An 18,522-nucleotide genomic window follows, 5' to 3' on the forward strand; every position below is an offset into this window, starting at 1 on the left:
TCTGTTTAGTCTAAGTAGGTGGGTGGAATTAAATAAGAGATTTTATAATTATGCAAATCACAATCAATATACCAGATAACTTAACAGATAAATTCCGGGATAAATTAGGTCACTTATCCGAAAAGGTCATGAATAAATTAGCTTTAGAAGCTTTTTTAGAAGGATTGATTAATTTTAATGAATTTAGACAGATGTTAAGTTTTCAGGATGAAAATGCTTTCAAGGCTTTTTTATCAGCAAATTTCCCCCTACATTCTGGGGGGTTATTAAATTTAGCGGGGAGTTGTGCGGATATAGATTTTACCATTGATGAAGAAGGGATTTATGATCATAAGAATGACGAAACCATACTAAACTGGCCCATTCAGTAAATATTGCATTAGTTATTTTTCATCTGCTACAATCAAACTAATTATTTCCCCAAACCGCACCTGTGATTTTTAGATATTTTTAACCTCAAATGCTGGACACCTTTATCCAAGAACTGATCCGAAAACAGCGTCCTTACTACATCATCCAAGGTACACCCATAAAAGGGCTTGAGAATCAGTATTGGTTGGTTTTCAAACATCGTGATGCAGATAACCTGCTGCATAAAGTTGTTAAATTCTTAGGTGCTAGTAAAAAACAAACAACTTATAAACTATTAAGAATAGACCAAAAAGCTGCTAAGGTCTTTACATATACCCCCATCAAGCAAAATGACTTACCCAGCACCAGCTTACTGAGAACATCCAAGCTCGATATTATTGAAAAATTCTTGGATGTGGAAAATGTCACTAAAGAAAAAGCCTTATTAACTGGTAGTTTCCGAGAAATCTCTGGTCGTCAGCGGCGCTTCAATCTGCCCAATGATTTGGATAAGTACCATCAATTCTTTAGTAAAGTATTAGAACGCAGTCAAATTTATCGTCGTTCCACAGCTTACTTTGATAGTGGTATTCTGAAATTATATGAGGAACCATTGGCTGCTATTATTCAAGCAGAAGGAAGAATTCGCTTGTTAGTGGACTGGCAAGGATTTACTAAAAAGTCCGATGTTCAAGAACTGGAAAAACTTCATGACTCTAATTATCGCACTCAGTTTATTCAACGCACCTTACAAGAGTTTCTACGAAATTTAAAAGATAGAGAATTAGATCACACAGAAATATTAGCTGAGTTAGTCAGACTAGGATTTATGGTGATTAAACTAGTCAAAATGGAATCAGAAAGGGCCATTTATCATAAAAAAACAGGTATTCTCAGCGACTCCCTGGGATATCATATTCAACATGATGGTTCGGACAACTTCACCCGCGCTGCTTATTCTCGAAATGCTGAAAGTATCACTTTTTTATATTCCTGGGATGAACTGGATACAGAAACCATATTAGAGAACATTCGTCAATTTGATAGGGAATGGGAACGGGAAGATATAGCATTTGATATCAGTTTAGAATTCCTCCAAGAAGTATTAGCAGAAAAGGAACGTCGCAGTCAATTAAAAACACCAGTTATTGATTCTATCACCCCTGACACCGTTCCCTCGGGAAAAACTACCAACGTTGAAATTACCGGTCAAAACCTAGATCGCGTAGAAGAAATCCAAATTGTTGATAATGACCTGGTACAAGTTACCATTAATAGTAAAGAACCAGAGCGTATTTTCGGTCAAATTACTATAAACACAAACCATCCACCAACAGTTTTAAAAGAGTTTAAGGTAAGAACTACTGAACAAAGTTATGAAATAGCACCGAAAAAACCTCCGGTGGTCACTAATTCCCCAGAAATTCCTGAGTTTGCAGAAATTGAGGGATTTAAACGAGCAGTAGAAATGATTTTAGCGGGTAATCATGGCACACCTAGTGACTTTCTTTATTGGTTAGCACGGCAAAAACCCCAACAGTTTCAAGTAGAACGCAGTGATTTATTAGATGAACTGTTAAATAATAGCACCCTCTTTGAACACCAAAAGTCAGGGGCCCAACATTGTTTAAGAGTGATGAAAAATTTTGGTGTAGCTGTGTGTGCAGATGCAGTAGGCTTAGGGAAAACCCGTTTAGCTGCTACTGTAGCCAGACTATATCGTCAACAAAATGCACAAGCTAAAATTGCTATTATAGCTGCTAAAAAACTTCATCCCAACTGGGAACGGGAACTGGGAGAATTAGGATTATTTCAATCCCGTGATTACGAACCCTATAACAAAAACCTCATGAGTCGTAAAGGTGGTTTTATAGAAAACTTTGGTCGTTTTGGGGGACCAGACTTAGTAATTATTGATGAGGCCCACGAAGGTATTCGCAATTATAGAAACCGTATTCACAAAACTTGTTTAGAGATACAAGAACAAGATAGAAAAACTGGCAAGCAACGTCATTTTCTGCTTTTGACCGCCACTCCCTGGAATAATCGCCGAGAAGATATTTATAATATCCTTTCACCCTTTATTAGTCGTCCAGAAGGTTTTAATGATTTAAAATTCCCCCCAGAAGTAACCCACTGGTTTCAAAATCGCGAAAGTGGTGTAGAAAATTTTACGGACAATACGGAACTATTTCGCCGCACCTATCGGGAACTGTTTCTTCAACGGACTAGACAAATGCTACGAGAAGCTACTCCGGATTTAAACTTGTATGCCAAACGGGTGGCGGAATGGTTACCAGTAAAATTTGAAGATGGTACTGAATTAGCGCTAAATCAAATTTTCACCCAGTTTGAAACTAGTTTATATATTCCTTTTGCTGACCCTATTCGTTATTTAACCAGTAATGTGGAACAACGTAGTTTGTTATCCAATCAGCGCCGCTTTTTCTTACAAAGAGCTGAATCTAGTATGTATGCCTTGGGTAGAACTATTGGGAGTTTTGGTTACCGAATTGAACAAATGCAGAAACGTTTAGAATCAGTTTCTTCTGATGCGGAGGGACTAAAGGAGTTTTTACTAGTCCACTATAATTTCAACTCCGATAGAAAAGATAACTCAGAAAAGTTCTTAGATCATTATTTAGATCATTATGAAGATGAGGATTATGAAGAAGAGGAGGAAGAAGAGGAAAATGAAGCAAATCAAGAACAAAACCGTCAACAATTAAGACGTTCTATAGATACTCTCACAGGTAATCTACAGAATGATCCTGACAATGCCCAAAAAATTTATAATCGCATGCTAGATGATTGTGAAAAAGACCTACAACAATTGGATGAAATTCACGCCTTATTAAAGAATGAGTTTTTGGTTGATCACAAAAAACAACAAGTTACCCAAAAAGTTCGTGAGTTAGTGAAACTTGGTCATAAGGTACTACTAATTTCTACCTTTAGCGATACTGTGATTGATTATTATCATTATATGACCCGCGACAGTGCGATCGCAGCTAAGGGTATTGGGATGTTAATTGGTTCCACAAAATTATATTATCCGGACAATTCAGATAAACCACAAAGAGTAAGTCCTGCTTATGTAGTACAACCTAAACAAGGTCGAGTTGTTTCCAATCGCCAAAGTATCTTTAGATTGTTTGCTCCACATGCTACCTGTAAAAGTCCTGAAGAGCTTCCCAAACCAGAAGAAGAAATTAGAGTATTAATTGGTTCAGAAACCTTATCGGTGGGTCAAAATTTGCAAGATGCGGATTATTTGATTAATATTGATTTGCCTTGGAATCCCATGATTTTAGAGCAAAGAATTGGCAGGATTGATAGACCGAAACAACATAAGACGGAACATATTTATATTTATTATGCCAACAGCGAAAGTCAGCTACTGAGACAAGCATCTCGATTAACAAATTTACATAAAAAACTAGTAGGTGAATTAGCTCAACTAGATGGGAAGATCACAAATATTGAAGACCATCCTCCTATTCCTACTATTTCCAGTGTTAATAAATTAGGATCTTCTATTTATGGTGATACATTATTTGATGATGAAATTTTACCAGGATATGTGGATTTCATCCAAAGTCTAATTAAAGCTAGAAAAATGGAACAAGGTAATTTACAGGAGGATGCTTATAAAAAACAAGAAACCAATCGAGATGTTTATACCCAAAATGAAATATTACACAGTGAAGAGCTGAGTGAACTTTTAAAAAAAATGGGCGATGATTACCAACCAAATCCCATTGCTCTAGGTCGAATCAATGAACCAAACCAACCAACCGGATTAGTAGCACTAATAGTGCGATATTTCGGACCCAATGGTGAACCTATAAAAAATAAACAAGAAACCCTATTTTGGAACAATATCACAAGAGAAAAAGATGGTTATGGTTTGGCGATCGCCACTGCTATCAAAACCCCAGCAGCTAACAATGTGTTTTCTTCAAAATATTTAATATCATTAGCTGAATCAATTTATGACGAACTGGTGAAACTCAAGGAACAACGCAGTGCAGAACTAGAGGAACCAGAAACCCTAGAAAATATTAATATTACTTCGGAACGGATTACCAAAATACAACGTCGTTTAAATAAGCTAGATAGGTTCCCAGGTAATTTAGACCGTGTTATGGTGAAAAGTACGCTGAAAAAACTGAATAGTTGGAAAGAGGGAAAATCTGTACAAAAACTTTTGAAGGAATATACAGATGGGGATAAATCAAATTTGGATGATGAGAAATTTATTATTCAGTTGGTGGAAGATACGGATAGGTTAAACCTAATTTTGGATGAAGGAATTAAACCTACCAGTATGCAAATTTCCTTAACAGCATTTTTATTAAGAGGTTGAATGCAACCAGTAATTACCGCTTATAAAAATAGATGCACATCTAATTAATTATCTTTAAATTAGGGTTTAACTTTCTACTTTGGGCTGAGAATTTCACTTCATCAACAAATTAGGGTGTGATTATGAGCTATGGTAACACTATATCAGCATAACTATATATCTCAATGCCTAGGGATTTCGCTACCGGTATAGCTCGCTCATCCACCATGGGGGAAATCACAATTTTACGGTCAACCACTCTATTTTGACTTTTAGCGTAGAATTCCGCCTTGCGACCAAAAACGTACATACCAGCTTTGTCAATAGAAGATTTAAGTTCACAGACAATAGTCAGTCCATTTTTGATAATTATATCCAATTCCACCTGCTCTGGGCGTCCAAATACTTCCCCCTCCTGGTCATAAAGGGTGAGATTGAGCACCTCCACTCCAAAGGACTGACCTAAAATAGCTTTCAGTCCATTACGGAAACTAGCTTCAGAATAGAGACCCCAGCGGGAACCAATAGCACCAATGGCGCTTTCATAACGACGGTTAGCCTTCTGGATCTCCTCCAGGGTAGCACTGTTCTGGGCTTCGATTCTGTCAAGACGTTGAGTATTTTCCTCCCATTTGCGATTTTGCTCATCCCACTTACGAGCTTGCTCCTCCCTATCTCGCTGTAACTCATTCAAAACTCGGTCAAATTTTTCGTCGAACTCAGTCCGGGGGGTGTAATATTCTGACACCGTGCGCAAGACGAAATCCCGTACCCCTGGTTCTTCGGCGAGCTCCCGTAGGGAGTGCTTCGCAATCGCCCGGGGCAATTCTTTTTGGATTAATGCTTTAATTTCAGCCTCTATCATAGGTTTTGGTATAGATGTTGAAATGCTCCCCTCAAATGGTAGGGATTCTGGTAACTAGTTTTTAGCTACTTACCCATATTATAACCTCTAATTTTAGGATCTTTGTAAACTCTACTAAGTAAAGATGCACAATTGCAGGATGGGTTAGCGGTAGGGTAACCCATGGGGGTGTTGGGTTCATACTTCAACCCAACCTAGCTTCATTTTATATTTAATTCCACTCACACACTTAATTCCTTAACAGAGTAGAGTGTGATTATAAGCTATGATACCACCATGTCAGCGTAACTATATGTCTCAATACCTAGGGATTTCGCTACCGGTATAGCCCGTTCATCCACCATGGGGGAAATCACAATTTTACGGTCAACCACTCTATTTTGATTTTTAGCGTAGAATTCCGCCTTGCGACCAAAAACGTACATACCAGCTTTGTCAATGGAAGATTTAAGTTCACAGACAATAGTCAGTCCATTTTTGATAATTATATCCAATTCCACCTGCTCTGGGCGTCCAAATACTTCCCCCTCCTGGTCATAAAGGGTAAGATTGAGCACCTCCACCCCGAAGGACTGACCTAAAATAGCTTTCAGTCCATTACGGAAACTAGCTTCAGAATAGAGACCCCAGCGGGAACCAATAGCACCAATGGCGCTTTCATAACGACGGTTAGCCTTCTGGATTTCCTCTAGAGTAGCACTATTCTGAGCTTCGATTCTGTCAAGACGTTGAGTATTTTCCTCCCATTTGCGATTTTGCTCATCCCATTTACGATTTTGCTCATCCCACTTCTGAGCTTGCTCAGCTTGAAAAGCATCGAATTTACGATTTTGCTCATCCCACTTACGAGCTTGCTCCTCCCTGTCTCGCTGTAACTCATTCAAAACTCGGTCAAATTTTTCGTCGAACTCAGTCCGGGGGGTGTAATATTCTGACACCGTGCGCAAGACGAAATCCCGTACCCCCGGTTCTTCGGCAATCGCCCTGGGCAATTCTTTTTGGATTAATGCTTTAATTTCAGCCTCTATCATAGGTTTTGGGTATAGATGTTGAAATGCTCCCCTCAAATGGTAGGGATTCTGGTAACTAGTTTTTAGCTACTTACCCATATTATAACCTCTAATTTTAGGATCTTTGTAAACTCTACTAAGTAAAGATGCACAATTGCAGGATGGGTTAGCGGTAGGGTAACCCATGGGGGTGTTGGGTTCATACTTCAACCCAACCTAGCTTCATTTTATATTTAATTCCACTCACACACTTAATTCCTTAACAGAGTAGAGTGTGATTATAAGCTATGATACCACCATGTCAGCGTAACTATATGTCTCAATACCTAGGGATTTCGCTACCGGTATAGCCCGTTCATCCACCATGGGGGAAATCACAATTTTACGGTCAACCACTCTATTTTGACTTTTAGCGTAGAATTCCGCCTTGCGACCAAAAACGTACATACCAGCTTTGTCAATGGAAGATTTAAGTTCACAGACAATAGTCAGTCCATTTTTGATAATTATATCCAATTCCACCTGCTCTGGGCGTCCAAATACTTCCCCCTCCTGGTCATAAAGGGTAAGATTGAGCACCTCCACCCCGAAGGACTGACCTAAAATAGCTTTCAGTCCATTACGGAAACTAGCTTCAGAATAGAGACCCCAGCGGGAACCAATAGCACCAATGGCGCTTTCATAACGACGGTTAGCCTTCTGGATTTCCTCTAGAGTAGCACTATTCTGAGCTTCGATTCTGTCAAGACGTTGAGTATTTTCCTCCCATTTGCGATTTTGCTCATCCCATTTACGATTTTGCTCATCCCACTTCTGAGCTTGCTCAGCTTGAAAAGCATCGAATTTGCGATTTTGCTCATCCCACTTCTGAGCTTGCTCAGCTTGAAAAGCATCGAATTTACGATTTTGCTCATCCCACTTACGAGCTTGCTCCTCCCTGTCTCGCTGTAACTCATTCAAAACTCGGTCAAATTTTTCGTCGAACTCAGTCCGGGGGGTGTAATATTCTGACACCGTGCGCAAGACGAAATCCCGTACCCCCGGTTCTTCGGCAATCGCCCTGGGCAATTCTTTTTGGATTAATGCTTTAATTTCAGCCTCTATCATAGGTTTTGGGTATAGATGTTGAAATGCTCCCCTCAAATGGTAGGGATTCTGGTAACTAGTTTTTAGCTACTTACCCATATTATAACCTCTAATTTTAGGATCTTTGTAAACTCTACTAAGTAAAGATGCACAATTGCAGGATGGGTTAGCGGTAGGGTAACCCATGGGGGTGTTGGGTTCATACTTCAACCCAACCTAGCTTCATTTTATATTTAATTCCACTCACACACTTAATTCCTTAACAGAGTAGAGTGTGATTATAAGCTATGATACCACCATGTCAGCGTAACTATATGTCTCAATACCTAGGGATTTCGCTACCGGTATAGCCCGTTCATCCACCATGGGGGAAATCACAATTTTACGGTCAACCACTCTATTTTGATTTTTAGCGTAGAATTCCGCCTTGCGACCAAAAACGTACATACCAGCTTTGTCAATGGAAGATTTAAGTTCACAGACAATAGTCAGTCCATTTTTGATAATTATATCCAATTCCACCTGCTCTGGGCGTCCAAATACTTCCCCCTCCTGGTCATAAAGGGTAAGATTGAGCACCTCCACCCCGAAGGACTGACCTAAAATAGCTTTCAGTCCATTACGGAAACTAGCTTCAGAATAGAGACCCCAGCGGGAACCAATAGCACCAATGGCGCTTTCATAACGACGGTTAGCCTTCTGGATTTCCTCTAGAGTAGCACTATTCTGAGCTTCGATTCTGTCAAGACGTTGAGTATTTTCCTCCCATTTGCGATTTTGCTCATCCCACTTCTGAGCTTGCTCAGCTTGAAAAGCATCGAATTTACGATTTTGCTCATCCCACTTACGAGCTTGCTCCTCCCTGTCTCGCTGTAACTCATTCAAAACTCGGTCAAATTTTTCGTCGAACTCAGTCCGGGGGGTGTAATATTCTGACACCGTGCGCAAGACGAAATCCCGTACCCCCGGTTCTTCGGCAATCGCCCTGGGCAATTCTTTTTGGATTAATGCTTTAATTTCAGCCTCTATCATAGGTTTTGGGTATAGATGTTGAAATGCTCCCCTCAAATGGTAGGGATTCTGGTAACTAGTTTTCACCTACTTACCCATATTATAACCTCTAATTTTAGGATCTTTGTAAACTCTACTAAGTAAAGATGCACAATTGCAGGATGGGTTAGCGGTAGGTTAACCCATGGGGGTGTTGGGTTCATACTTCAACCCAACCTAGCTTCATTTTATATTTAATTCCACTCACACACTTAATTCCTTAACAGAGTAGAGTGTGATTATAAGCTATGATACCACCATGTCAGCGTAACTATATGTCTCAATACCTAGGGATTTCGCTACCGGTATAGCCCGTTCATCCACCATGGGGGAAATCACAATTTTACGGTCAACCACTCTATTTTGATTTTTAGCGTAGAATTCCGCCTTGCGACCAAAAACGTACATACCAGCTTTGTCAATGGAAGATTTAAGTTCACAGACAATAGTCAGTCCATTTTTGATAATTATATCCAATTCCACCTGCTCTGGGCGTCCAAATACTTCCCCCTCCTGGTCATAAAGGGTAAGATTGAGCACCTCCACCCCGAAGGACTGACCTAAAATAGCTTTCAGTCCATTACGGAAACTAGCTTCAGAATAGAGACCCCAGCGGGAACCAATAGCACCAATGGCGCTTTCATAACGACGGTTAGCCTTCTGGATTTCCTCTAGAGTAGCACTATTCTGAGCTTCGATTCTGTCAAGACGTTGAGTATTTTCCTCCCATTTGCGATTTTGCTCATCCCACTTCTGAGCTTGCTCAGCTTGAAAAGCATCGAATTTGCGATTTTGCTCATCCCACTTCTGAGCTTGCTCAGCTTGAAAAGCATCGAATTTGCGATTTTGCTCATCCCACTTACGAGCTTGCTCAGCTTGAAAAGCATCGAATTTGTGATTTTGCTCATCCCACTTCTGAGCTTGCTCAGCCTGAAAAGCATCGAATTTACGATTTTGCTCATCCCACTTACGAGCTTGCTCCTCCCTGTCTCGCTGTAACTCATTCAAAACTCGGTCAAATTTTTCGTCGAACTCAGTCCGGGGGGTGTAATATTCTGACACCGTGCGCAAGACGAAATCCCGTACCCCCGGTTCTTCGGCAATCGCCCTGGGCAATTCTTTTTGGATTAATGCTTTAATTTCAGCCTCTATCATAGGTTTTGGGTATAGATGTTGAAATGCTCCCCTCAAATGGTAGGGATTCTGGTAACTAGTTTTCACCTACTTACCCATATTATAACCTCTAATTTTAGGATCTTTGTAAACTCTACTAAGTAAAGATGCACAATTGCAGGATGGGTTAGCGGTAGGTTAACCCATGGGGGTGTTGGGTTCATACTTCAACCCAACCTAGCTTCATTTTATATTTAATTCCACTCACACACTTAATTCCTTAACAGAGTAGAGTGTGATTATAAGCTATGATACCACCATGTCAGCGTAACTATATGTCTCAATACCTAGGGATTTCGCTACCGGTATAGCCCGTTCATCCACCATGGGGGAAATCACAATTTTACGGTCAACCACTCTATTTTGACTTTTAGCGTAGAATTCCGCCTTGCGACCAAAAACGTACATACCAGCTTTGTCAATGGAAGATTTAAGTTCACAGACAATAGTCAGTCCATTTTTGATAATTATATCCAATTCCACCTGCTCTGGGCGTCCAAATACTTCCCCCTCCTGGTCATAAAGGGTAAGATTGAGCACCTCCACCCCGAAGGACTGACCTAAAATAGCTTTCAGTCCATTACGGAAACTAGCTTCAGAATAGAGACCCCAGCGGGAACCAATAGCACCAATGGCGCTTTCATAACGACGGTTAGCCTTCTGGATTTCCTCTAGAGTAGCACTATTCTGAGCTTCGATTCTGTCAAGACGTTGAGTATTTTCCTCCCATTTGCGATTTTGCTCATCCCATTTACGATTTTGCTCATCCCATTTACGATTTTGCTCATCCCACTTCTGAGCTTGCTCAGCCTGAAAAGCATCGAATTTACGATTTTGCTCATCCCACTTACGAGCTTGCTCCTCCCTGTCTCGCTGTAACTCATTCAAAACTCGGTCAAATTTTTCGTCGAACTCAGTCCGGGGGGTGTAATATTCTGACACCGTGCGCAAGACGAAATCCCGTACCCCCGGTTCTTCGGCAATCGCCCTGGGCAATTCTTTTTGGATTAATGCTTTAATTTCAGCCTCTATCATAGGTTTTGGGTATAGATGTTGAAATGCTCCCCTCAAATGGTAGGGATTCTGGTAACTAGTTTTCACCTACTTACCCATATTATAACCTCTAATTTTAGGATCTTTGTAAACTCTACTAAGTAAAGATGCACAATTGCAGGATGGGTTAGCGGTAGGTTAACCCATGGGGGTGTTGGGTTCATACTTCAACCCAACCTAGCTTCATTTTATATTTAATTCCACTCACACACTTAATTCCTTAACAGAGTAGAGTGTGATTATAAGCTATGATACCACCATGTCAGCGTAACTATATGTCTCAATACCTAGGGATTTCGCTACCGGTATAGCCCGTTCATCCACCATGGGGGAAATCACAATTTTACGGTCAACCACTCTATTTTGATTTTTAGCGTAGAATTCCGCCTTGCGACCAAAAACGTACATACCAGCTTTGTCAATGGAAGATTTAAGTTCACAGACAATAGTCAGTCCATTTTTGATAATTATATCCAATTCCACCTGCTCTGGGCGTCCAAATACTTCCCCCTCCTGGTCATAAAGGGTAAGATTGAGCACCTCCACCCCGAAGGACTGACCTAAAATAGCTTTCAGTCCATTACGGAAACTAGCTTCAGAATAGAGACCCCAGCGGGAACCAATAGCACCAATGGCGCTTTCATAACGACGGTTAGCCTTCTGGATTTCCTCTAGAGTAGCACTATTCTGAGCTTCGATTCTGTCAAGACGTTGAGTATTTTCCTCCCATTTGCGATTTTGCTCATCCCATTTACGATTTTGCTCATCCCATTTACGATTTTGCTCATCCCACTTCTGAGCTTGCTCAGCTTGAAAAGCATCGAATTTGCGATTTTGCTCATCCCATTTACGATTTTGCTCAGCTTGAAAAGCATCGAATTTACGATTTTGCTCATCCCACTTACGAGCTTGCTCCTCCCTGTCTCGCTGTAACTCATTCAAAACTCGGTCAAATTTTTCGTCGAACTCAGTCCGGGGGGTGTAATATTCTGACACCGTGCGCAAGACGAAATCCCGTACCCCCGGTTCTTCGGCAATCGCCCTGGGCAATTCTTTTTGGATTAATGCTTTAATTTCAGCCTCTATCATAGGTTTTGGGTATAGATGTTGAAATGCTCCCCTCAAATGGTAGGGATTCTGGTAACTAGTTTTTAGCTACTTACCCATATTATAACCTCTAATTTTAGGATCTTTGTAAACTCTACTAAGTAAAGATGCACAATTGCAGGATGGGTTAGCGGTAGGTTAACCCATGGGGGTGTTCGGTTCATATTAAACTTAACCTAGCTTCATTTTATATTTAATTAAACTCACACACTTAATTCCTTAACAGAGTAGAGTGTGATTATAATCTATGATACCACTATATGAGCGTAACTATATGTCTCAATGCCTAGGGATTTCGCTACCGGTATAGCTCGTTCGTCCACCATGGGGGAAATCACAATTTTACGGTCAACCACTCTATTACGATTTTGCTCAGCTTGAAAAGCATCGAGTTTGCGATTTTTCTCATCCCATTTACGAGCTTGCTCTTCCCTATCTCGCTGTAACTCATTCAAAACTCGGTCAAATTTTTCGTCGAACTCAGTAATGTGCAATAGCTAGGTATAGAAAAGGTAAGCGATGCGATCGCCACTTAGGAAGCTAAATCTGCTACAATTAATAAAGCTCAAAAGAATTTTACGGACAAATATTTCTTATGCTGCTGCGACCAGAACAACGTCTAAAAATAGACGATACCGATGACAACCTATTTTACGACTACCCACGATTGGTAACTCATGTTGATGATGGATTCATTCAGCAGCTAACCGACATATACCGTCAATACCTGCAACCTAAAACCCGCATTTTTGATATGATGAGTAGCTGGGTGTCTCATTTACCACCAGAGGTAGATTTTGACCATGTGGAAGGGCACGGACTAAACGCTGAGGAACTAGCACGCAATCCTCGCTTAAAACATTATTTCGTCCAAAATATTAACGCCCAACCCCAACTACCACTAGCGAATGAGGATTTTCACGCTGTGATCAATTGCGTGTCTGTACAGTACATCCAATATCCAGAAGCTATATTTTCAGAAATCCATCGTATTCTCAAACCTGGTGGTGTGGCGATTATTAGTTTTTCCAATCGGATGTTCTATCAGAAGGCAATTCAAATCTGGCGTGATGGCACAGAATCATCTAGAGTGGAGTTAGTCAAACGTTATTTTGCCTCCGTGTCCGGTTTTACCACCCCCAAGGTGATTGCTACTAGATCACAAGCTCCTCATTTAATACAAAAATGGTTGGGTTTACCTGGAGGAGACCCATTTTACGCGGTGATAGCTCATCGAGCCTCCAAGTAAAAATACTTAAAATTAAGTAGTATTTCTTAGAAAAGAATAGAAAAATAATAAGGAAATAATAAATTTTTCCTTACAAATGATCACCCTGCATTAAATTGGTAATTGCTTCAACAAAAACCACAATAAATTACAATAATTCCAGGAGAATCAACATGAATTTATCCCGTGGACGCAGGATATTGGCCAGCTTGCTACTGTGCATTTTACTGTTGACAACAGCTTGCGCAGCCAAAGCACCTAGTCGTTTTGATGCGGTACAACAAGAAAGTACAAAGCAAAAAAGTGGTCAAGCAGTTTCTAAAAACGCCACCCAGGGTAGTAAATTAAATGCTTTCTTTCCTAAAAGTGAAGATGGCTACAGTCGAGTTTATACCCAGGAGAAAAAGGGGTTCTCGGAGGCTAATTTGAAAAAAGATGGTAAAGTGATAGCACAGTTAGCCATTTCTGACACCACTAGCACTCCTGGAACGGCGTCAAAATATGCCAATAGCACCAAAACAATAGATGGTTATCCAGCAGTGGAACTGGGTAAAACCCAAACCTCTGTTTTGGTAGGTAAGTACCAAGTAAAAGTGATTTCTAAAGACCCATTATTTAACGCCAGTGAGAGAGAAGATTGGATTGAAAAATTTGATCTTGATGGTTTATCCAAGTTGAAATAACCTTTCAACTAAAGTCAAATTACCCCCCTCCCTCAACAACCTAAAATAGCACAGTAGCAAAACAAATACTACCATACCAGAGATAAATCAGGAGATTATTGTGAGCAAGCCAATTTTTGAACTAGTTGATGAGTTACCTACCAGTGGTTTAACTGTTTCTTTGTTGAACGCTTTGGACTTTGTTGCTCCTGGTGAATGGCAAAATACAGTGGGGTTTGTCAATACAATTAAAACTGTTACTGGTGAAACTGACGAAGATTTAATTCAAGCCATTGGTGAACGGGCGGTTTACCTTTTTAATGATAAATCTCAAGGTTATCAAACTGCCTTATGGTTGTATCAAACCGTAGATGGCACTGATAAAGCTTTGGGTGCAGCAGCTTTGGCAAATAAGGTTGGTGAAACCATACCCCTACTTGGTTTCTTAAACTCTATCACCCCCAAACCCGATAAAGCCCAAACTATTGACCTCACCTTAAAAATTGTGGTAGAATTAGTGGCTTTTTGTCAAATTAATGGCATTCCCGGTGATAGTATTGGCGATTTTGTAGCCGCTTTGGGGGAATATGCTGGTGAATCACTAATTAGGATGGTAGCATTAATCTGTGTGGATGGTATTCTCCCCCTCGGTCCTGATTTTGTGCAAAAATCATTGGCCTTCCTCAGTAGTATGAATCCCCAGGAATTGGACCAAAATTCTACTTTTAAAAGCATCAAGGATGCAATCCCCGGAAATGGTATCGGGGGAAAAATAGACTTTATTGGTCAAAGTCTGGACTCTGTTCAGGGTTGGATGAATGGAATAGTTTCTGCTAATGCCTTAACTGCTCAAAAAGTCCTGAATAACATCAGTGGTTTTCTTGATTTTGCTGATGATAAATTAGACTATGTAGCAGCCTTTTTAGATGTGTCCACCAACTATTATGAACACACGGGAACTCAAACTCTAGCTCGTCGCTTGATTGAACGGGCTGTAGCTGAAATATAAGCCCCATTAGTCCACAATCATCTCCTATAACCCTAACCATCCGGTCACAGCCAGAATGACTAGCAAGCATTCTGGCTAAGGCTGTACAAGCTAAAATGGTATCTCGTCCGGATTAGGTGTTGGCTGAATCACTGGTTGAGGACTTACCACTTGAGCTACAGGTTGAGGACTGGGATCCAAGGTGGTTACTGAAGGTGCTGTTTCTGTTGGGGTGGGAGTGGGTCTACTTGCTTGATAGTTGGGGGTCTCTTGGGAAGGTTGTGCAGCTGATTGACTAGTTCCCGTATTTTTGGTGACAGGGTGAATTTTTTGCACTGTCAACTCAGCGCGTTTTTCTTTAAACCCTTCAGGACGATCAAAGGTGTTCATTCCCAGACGTCCCTCTAAAATCACCCGGTCACCTGCATGATAATTCTGATGAATATCCTTGGCTAAATTCCCCCAACCTACTACTTTTAAGGGATGGGTAGGGTCATCAGTACGTAATCCTGGTACATGAACTATCATCTCTGTGACTTCTAACCCCTCTGTTGTGTGTCTCAATTGAGGTTCATCATAAATCTCTACCATTAAGATACAATTGTTCATAGTCTATCCTCACTAAATCTTTGACCAAGTAGAAATCTCAAGAACCTAGTCTCCAGTAATGGAAAGTTCACCTACCCAAATTCTGGGACAAACTCCCCCCGGTGTTAATTCTGGTTCTTTCTCTATGTAAACAATAGATTTCAATAGTTCCAGAAAATCCCCCGCCACGGTTGCTGAATCAATGCTGATTTTTTCGCCCTTGTTCACTAACCAACCATCAAAAGGTAAGGAAAAAGAACCTTGTAAAGCTTTAACACCCGCATGAAGAGCCTGTAAATCATCAATTAGTATCACATTTTCTGCTGTTTGTAAACTGAATTCTTTTTCAGTTGTATTAGCAGCAAACACATGATAAAAATTAGGACTCACAGTTACTTTGGCACCAATGCTGGCATTACCTGTAGGTTGAGCATTGAGTCTTTTGGCAGTTCCTGCACTGTGTAAAAAACTGGTTAAAATTCCCTTTTCTATTAGCTTTATTTGACGGGTAGGTGTACCCTCTCCATCAAAGGTTTCTGCTCCTACATTAGCTGGATGCAAGGCGTCATCATAAACTGAAAGTAAAGGAGAGGCAATTTGCTTCCCTAGGTCATCTACCTGGGATAAACTTTGATTATCTAGAATATTTTGGGCATTAAATAAATTAGAGAACGCACCCAATAAACTCAAAAAAGCTTCAGGAGAAAAAACTACCTGATATCTACCAGTTTTAACTTTTTGGTAATCCAAATGACTGATAGTTTTATCTGCTGCTTCTTTGATGCAACCTGCAATATCTAAATTGCCTAAATTTTCTTTTACCCGATAAGCACCAGCACTGCGAGGTTTTTTCCCTTCTTGTTCTGTTTTACTGTACAAATAAATTGAGGCTAAAGAGTGAGACTCTTTTCTTAGTGCACCATTACTATTGAGATAGAACCGCTCTATGTCTCGTTGAGATAAGCCATTATAAGGTACACCATTAATTGCAGGGTGGGAGTCTAAAAGTTCTTTTTCCGCCAATAGCAGTTTGTCAATCAGTTCCGAAACAGGTGCTTGAGCAAATTTCTCTTTGGATGTACTTTCAATGGGCAATGTTGCTTCTGGACTAAAGTCAGGAACATTTTCCTTCACCCCAAAGAAACTAGCTTCATAAGCAGTTTGCAAGGCTAATTCTAAACCTTTGGGATCCACGTCTGTGGTGCTGGTAACACCCATTGTATTCTCCTCGTTCCAAACCCTGACTGTCACCCCAGAACGATTGGAAGCTTTTACCTGTTTGGGTTCTCCTTGGTCAACTTGTACGCTGGTGTCATCTACAGTTGAACCATAAATATCGAATTTTTCAATACCCAGTTTTTTAGCGGTTTCCTGGGCGTTTTTAGCGACTTGTTGGATATTAGACATGAGAATTCTAGTATTTAAACTTTGTTATTGGTTATCGATATGTGATCCCAAACTATCTCCCCCCCACGGTAATGGAATCTACCTTAATATGTGGCTGTCCTACTGTGGTGTAAATGCTACCACTCACAGAACCACAAAAACCAGGTGCCAATTCTAAATCCTGGGAACAAAGGGAAATTTTGTTCATGATTTCCTTAGCTTCTCCAATTAGGGTAGCGCCCTTTAAAGGTTTGGTGACTTTCCCATTTTCTATGAGATAGGCCTCATCAACGCTGAAATTAAATTGCCCAGTTGCACCTACACTACCTCCACCCATTTTCTTGCAGTAAATACCTTTGTCGATGGAAGCAAACAGATCTTCGTTGGTGTATTCTCCAGGAGCAATATAGGTATTTCTCATGCGACTGGCAGCAGCAAAGGTATAATTTTGACGGCGACCACTACCTGTTCTTGGGTGTCCAGTTCTCATAGACCCGGTTCGATCAGCTAAGAAGTTTTTGAGAACTCCTTTTTCTATGAGTAATGTTCTTTGGGCTGGCATTCCCTCATCATCCATGTCAATTGTGCCAAAAGCATTATCTGATCTCCCTTCATCCCAAGCTGTTAGACTTTCATGGGCAATTTTCTCGCCCTTTTTATCCGCAAATGGGGTGGTTTTTCTTTCTATTTGGGTGGTTTCTAGTAGGTGTCCACAAGCTTCATGAAATATTACCCCGCCAAAGTGATTGGCCATGACAATGGGGTAATTCCCTGATTCTACGTAGTCAGCATAAAGCATTTTACCAGCTGATTCGGCAATTTGGTCTGCTGACTGTTCATAATCCCAGCTTTTGAGGAAGTTAGGATCGCTGGTATTGCCTGCTCTTTCACTGATGGAGGTACGGTGAGATCCGTCAGCACATAGAAGGCTAAAACCTGCGGATTGAGTCAGGCGAATATCCCGAGCAAATGTACCATCACTGGCTGCAACTAATACTTCTTGCCAATCACGAAAATAGCTGGCACGACGAGATTGAATGTGAGTGGCTTTTTTATGCAATTGGGCTGTACCCTCTAGCAGTATTTCCCCCATTTCCCTAATTGTGGTACACAGGGGTAACCAACTGTCTTTTCCTCTTTTATTGCCATAGTCTCGGAACAATTCCAGGTAGATTTCAGGGATGAAGGCATTTGCTATGGGTAATTGTAAGCCTAGTATGGAAAGTGCCTTTTCTAAGGCTGCTTTTAAACCCGCAAAGGTGAGATTGTTGGTGCTAACGTAACAATCCGCTTTACCATGGAATACTCTCACACCCGCACCTGTGCTGAAACTAGGTGAAATACTGGTGATAATATCTTCTTCTGCTAAACAACTAATGTAATTACGACGCTCTAAAAAAAACTCCACAAAGTCCGCACCAGCAGCACGCCCCAACCCCAATAAGGTTGCTAATGGAGCTTCCCAGGTTTGGTCAAACCGCTCTGTGGTGGATGAGTAATTTAAGTTAGGGATTTGAGAGGAAATAAGTAAGGTATTTATAAGCATGTATGGCCTCGCCTACTGGCTTTGTGTGGAAAATATCCATTTACATTCTAGTTATATTCTAACAATTTTTTGAATCCATCA

Annotated in this window: 16 protein-coding genes; 5 read left to right on the top strand and 11 right to left on the bottom strand. The window is 40.6% G+C overall.

The window, feature by feature from the left end; translation table 11 throughout:
* The first annotated feature begins 50 nt into the window (after positions 1-50).
* Positions 51-371 carry a hypothetical protein gene (locus tag C6N34_RS16255; protein ID WP_057178459.1) on the top strand — a complete coding sequence of 107 codons (321 nt, stop codon included), beginning with the start codon at positions 51-53 and terminating at the stop codon, positions 369-371.
* 89 nt (positions 372-460) lie between these two features.
* On the top strand, positions 461-4,720 hold the full coding sequence (locus C6N34_RS16260) for a helicase-related protein (RefSeq protein ID WP_115539034.1): 4,260 nt from the start codon (positions 461-463) through the stop codon (positions 4,718-4,720).
* A gap of 127 nt (positions 4,721-4,847) precedes the next feature.
* On the opposite strand, the gene C6N34_RS16265 is transcribed toward C6N34_RS16260, so the two are convergent.
* The 8 genes from C6N34_RS16265 to C6N34_RS16300 form a co-directional block, all read right to left on the bottom strand.
* Positions 4,848-5,564: a PD-(D/E)XK nuclease family protein gene (locus tag C6N34_RS16265; RefSeq protein ID WP_236107240.1), complete on the bottom strand. Its 717-nt coding sequence runs from the start codon at positions 5,562-5,564 to the stop codon at positions 4,848-4,850.
* 263 nt (positions 5,565-5,827) lie between these two features.
* Complete coding sequence (locus tag C6N34_RS16270; RefSeq protein ID WP_141303823.1) at positions 5,828-6,595, bottom strand: PD-(D/E)XK nuclease family protein; 768 nt, start codon at positions 6,593-6,595, stop codon at positions 5,828-5,830.
* Positions 6,596-6,859: 264 nt separating this feature from the next.
* On the bottom strand, positions 6,860-7,681 hold the full coding sequence (locus C6N34_RS16275) for a PD-(D/E)XK nuclease family protein (RefSeq protein ID WP_096543674.1): 822 nt from the start codon (positions 7,679-7,681) through the stop codon (positions 6,860-6,862).
* A 264-nt stretch (positions 7,682-7,945) separates the two neighbouring features.
* Positions 7,946-8,692 carry a PD-(D/E)XK nuclease family protein gene (locus C6N34_RS16280; RefSeq protein ID WP_065180072.1) on the bottom strand — a complete coding sequence of 249 codons (747 nt, stop codon included), beginning with the start codon at positions 8,690-8,692 and terminating at the stop codon, positions 7,946-7,948.
* Positions 8,693-8,956: 264 nt separating this feature from the next.
* On the bottom strand, positions 8,957-9,865 hold the full coding sequence (locus C6N34_RS16285; RefSeq protein WP_236107242.1) for a PD-(D/E)XK nuclease family protein: 909 nt from the start codon (positions 9,863-9,865) through the stop codon (positions 8,957-8,959).
* Positions 9,866-10,129: 264 nt separating this feature from the next.
* A complete protein-coding gene (locus tag C6N34_RS16290; RefSeq protein WP_211941716.1) occupies positions 10,130-10,918 on the bottom strand; it encodes a PD-(D/E)XK nuclease family protein in 789 nt (262 codons plus the stop codon).
* 264 nt (positions 10,919-11,182) lie between these two features.
* On the bottom strand, positions 11,183-12,025 hold the full coding sequence (locus tag C6N34_RS16295; RefSeq protein WP_236107244.1) for a PD-(D/E)XK nuclease family protein: 843 nt from the start codon (positions 12,023-12,025) through the stop codon (positions 11,183-11,185).
* Positions 12,026-12,288: 263 nt separating this feature from the next.
* A complete protein-coding gene (locus tag C6N34_RS16300; protein WP_236107246.1) occupies positions 12,289-12,537 on the bottom strand; it encodes a hypothetical protein in 249 nt (82 codons plus the stop codon).
* 101 nt (positions 12,538-12,638) lie between these two features.
* Between C6N34_RS16300 and C6N34_RS16305 the strand changes: the two genes are divergently transcribed.
* The 3 genes from C6N34_RS16305 to C6N34_RS16315 all read left to right on the top strand — a co-directional run bounded on the left by C6N34_RS16305 (position 12,639) and on the right by C6N34_RS16315 (position 14,942).
* Positions 12,639-13,292, top strand: coding sequence for a methyltransferase domain-containing protein (locus C6N34_RS16305; protein WP_006276204.1), 654 nt, complete (start codon positions 12,639-12,641; stop codon positions 13,290-13,292).
* A 152-nt stretch (positions 13,293-13,444) separates the two neighbouring features.
* On the top strand, positions 13,445-13,954 hold the full coding sequence (locus tag C6N34_RS16310) for a hypothetical protein (RefSeq protein WP_115538630.1): 510 nt from the start codon (positions 13,445-13,447) through the stop codon (positions 13,952-13,954).
* Between the two features lie 100 nt (positions 13,955-14,054).
* Positions 14,055-14,942 (top strand): hypothetical protein, encoded by an 888-nt coding sequence (locus C6N34_RS16315; protein ID WP_057178950.1) that lies wholly within the window; start codon positions 14,055-14,057, stop codon positions 14,940-14,942.
* A gap of 90 nt (positions 14,943-15,032) precedes the next feature.
* On the opposite strand, the gene C6N34_RS16320 is transcribed toward C6N34_RS16315, so the two are convergent.
* Genes C6N34_RS16320 through C6N34_RS16330 form a run of 3 tightly spaced genes read right to left on the bottom strand, consistent with a single transcriptional unit; the run spans position 15,033 to position 18,441 of the window.
* A complete protein-coding gene (locus C6N34_RS16320; protein ID WP_057178949.1) occupies positions 15,033-15,530 on the bottom strand; it encodes a single-stranded DNA-binding protein in 498 nt (165 codons plus the stop codon).
* 45 nt (positions 15,531-15,575) lie between these two features.
* Positions 15,576-16,916 (bottom strand): TldD/PmbA family protein, encoded by a 1,341-nt coding sequence (locus tag C6N34_RS16325; protein WP_115538629.1) that lies wholly within the window; start codon positions 16,914-16,916, stop codon positions 15,576-15,578.
* 52 nt (positions 16,917-16,968) lie between these two features.
* The gene (locus C6N34_RS16330; RefSeq protein ID WP_006276198.1) at positions 16,969-18,441 is read right to left on the bottom strand and encodes a TldD/PmbA family protein; all 1,473 of its coding nucleotides are present in this window, start codon (positions 18,439-18,441) and stop codon (positions 16,969-16,971) included.
* Positions 18,442-18,522: the final 81 nt, after the last annotated feature.

Origin of the sequence: Cylindrospermopsis raciborskii Cr2010, from assembly GCF_003367075.2 — a bacterium.
GTDB classification, from domain to species: Bacteria; Cyanobacteriota; Cyanobacteriia; order Cyanobacteriales; family Nostocaceae; genus Raphidiopsis; species Raphidiopsis raciborskii.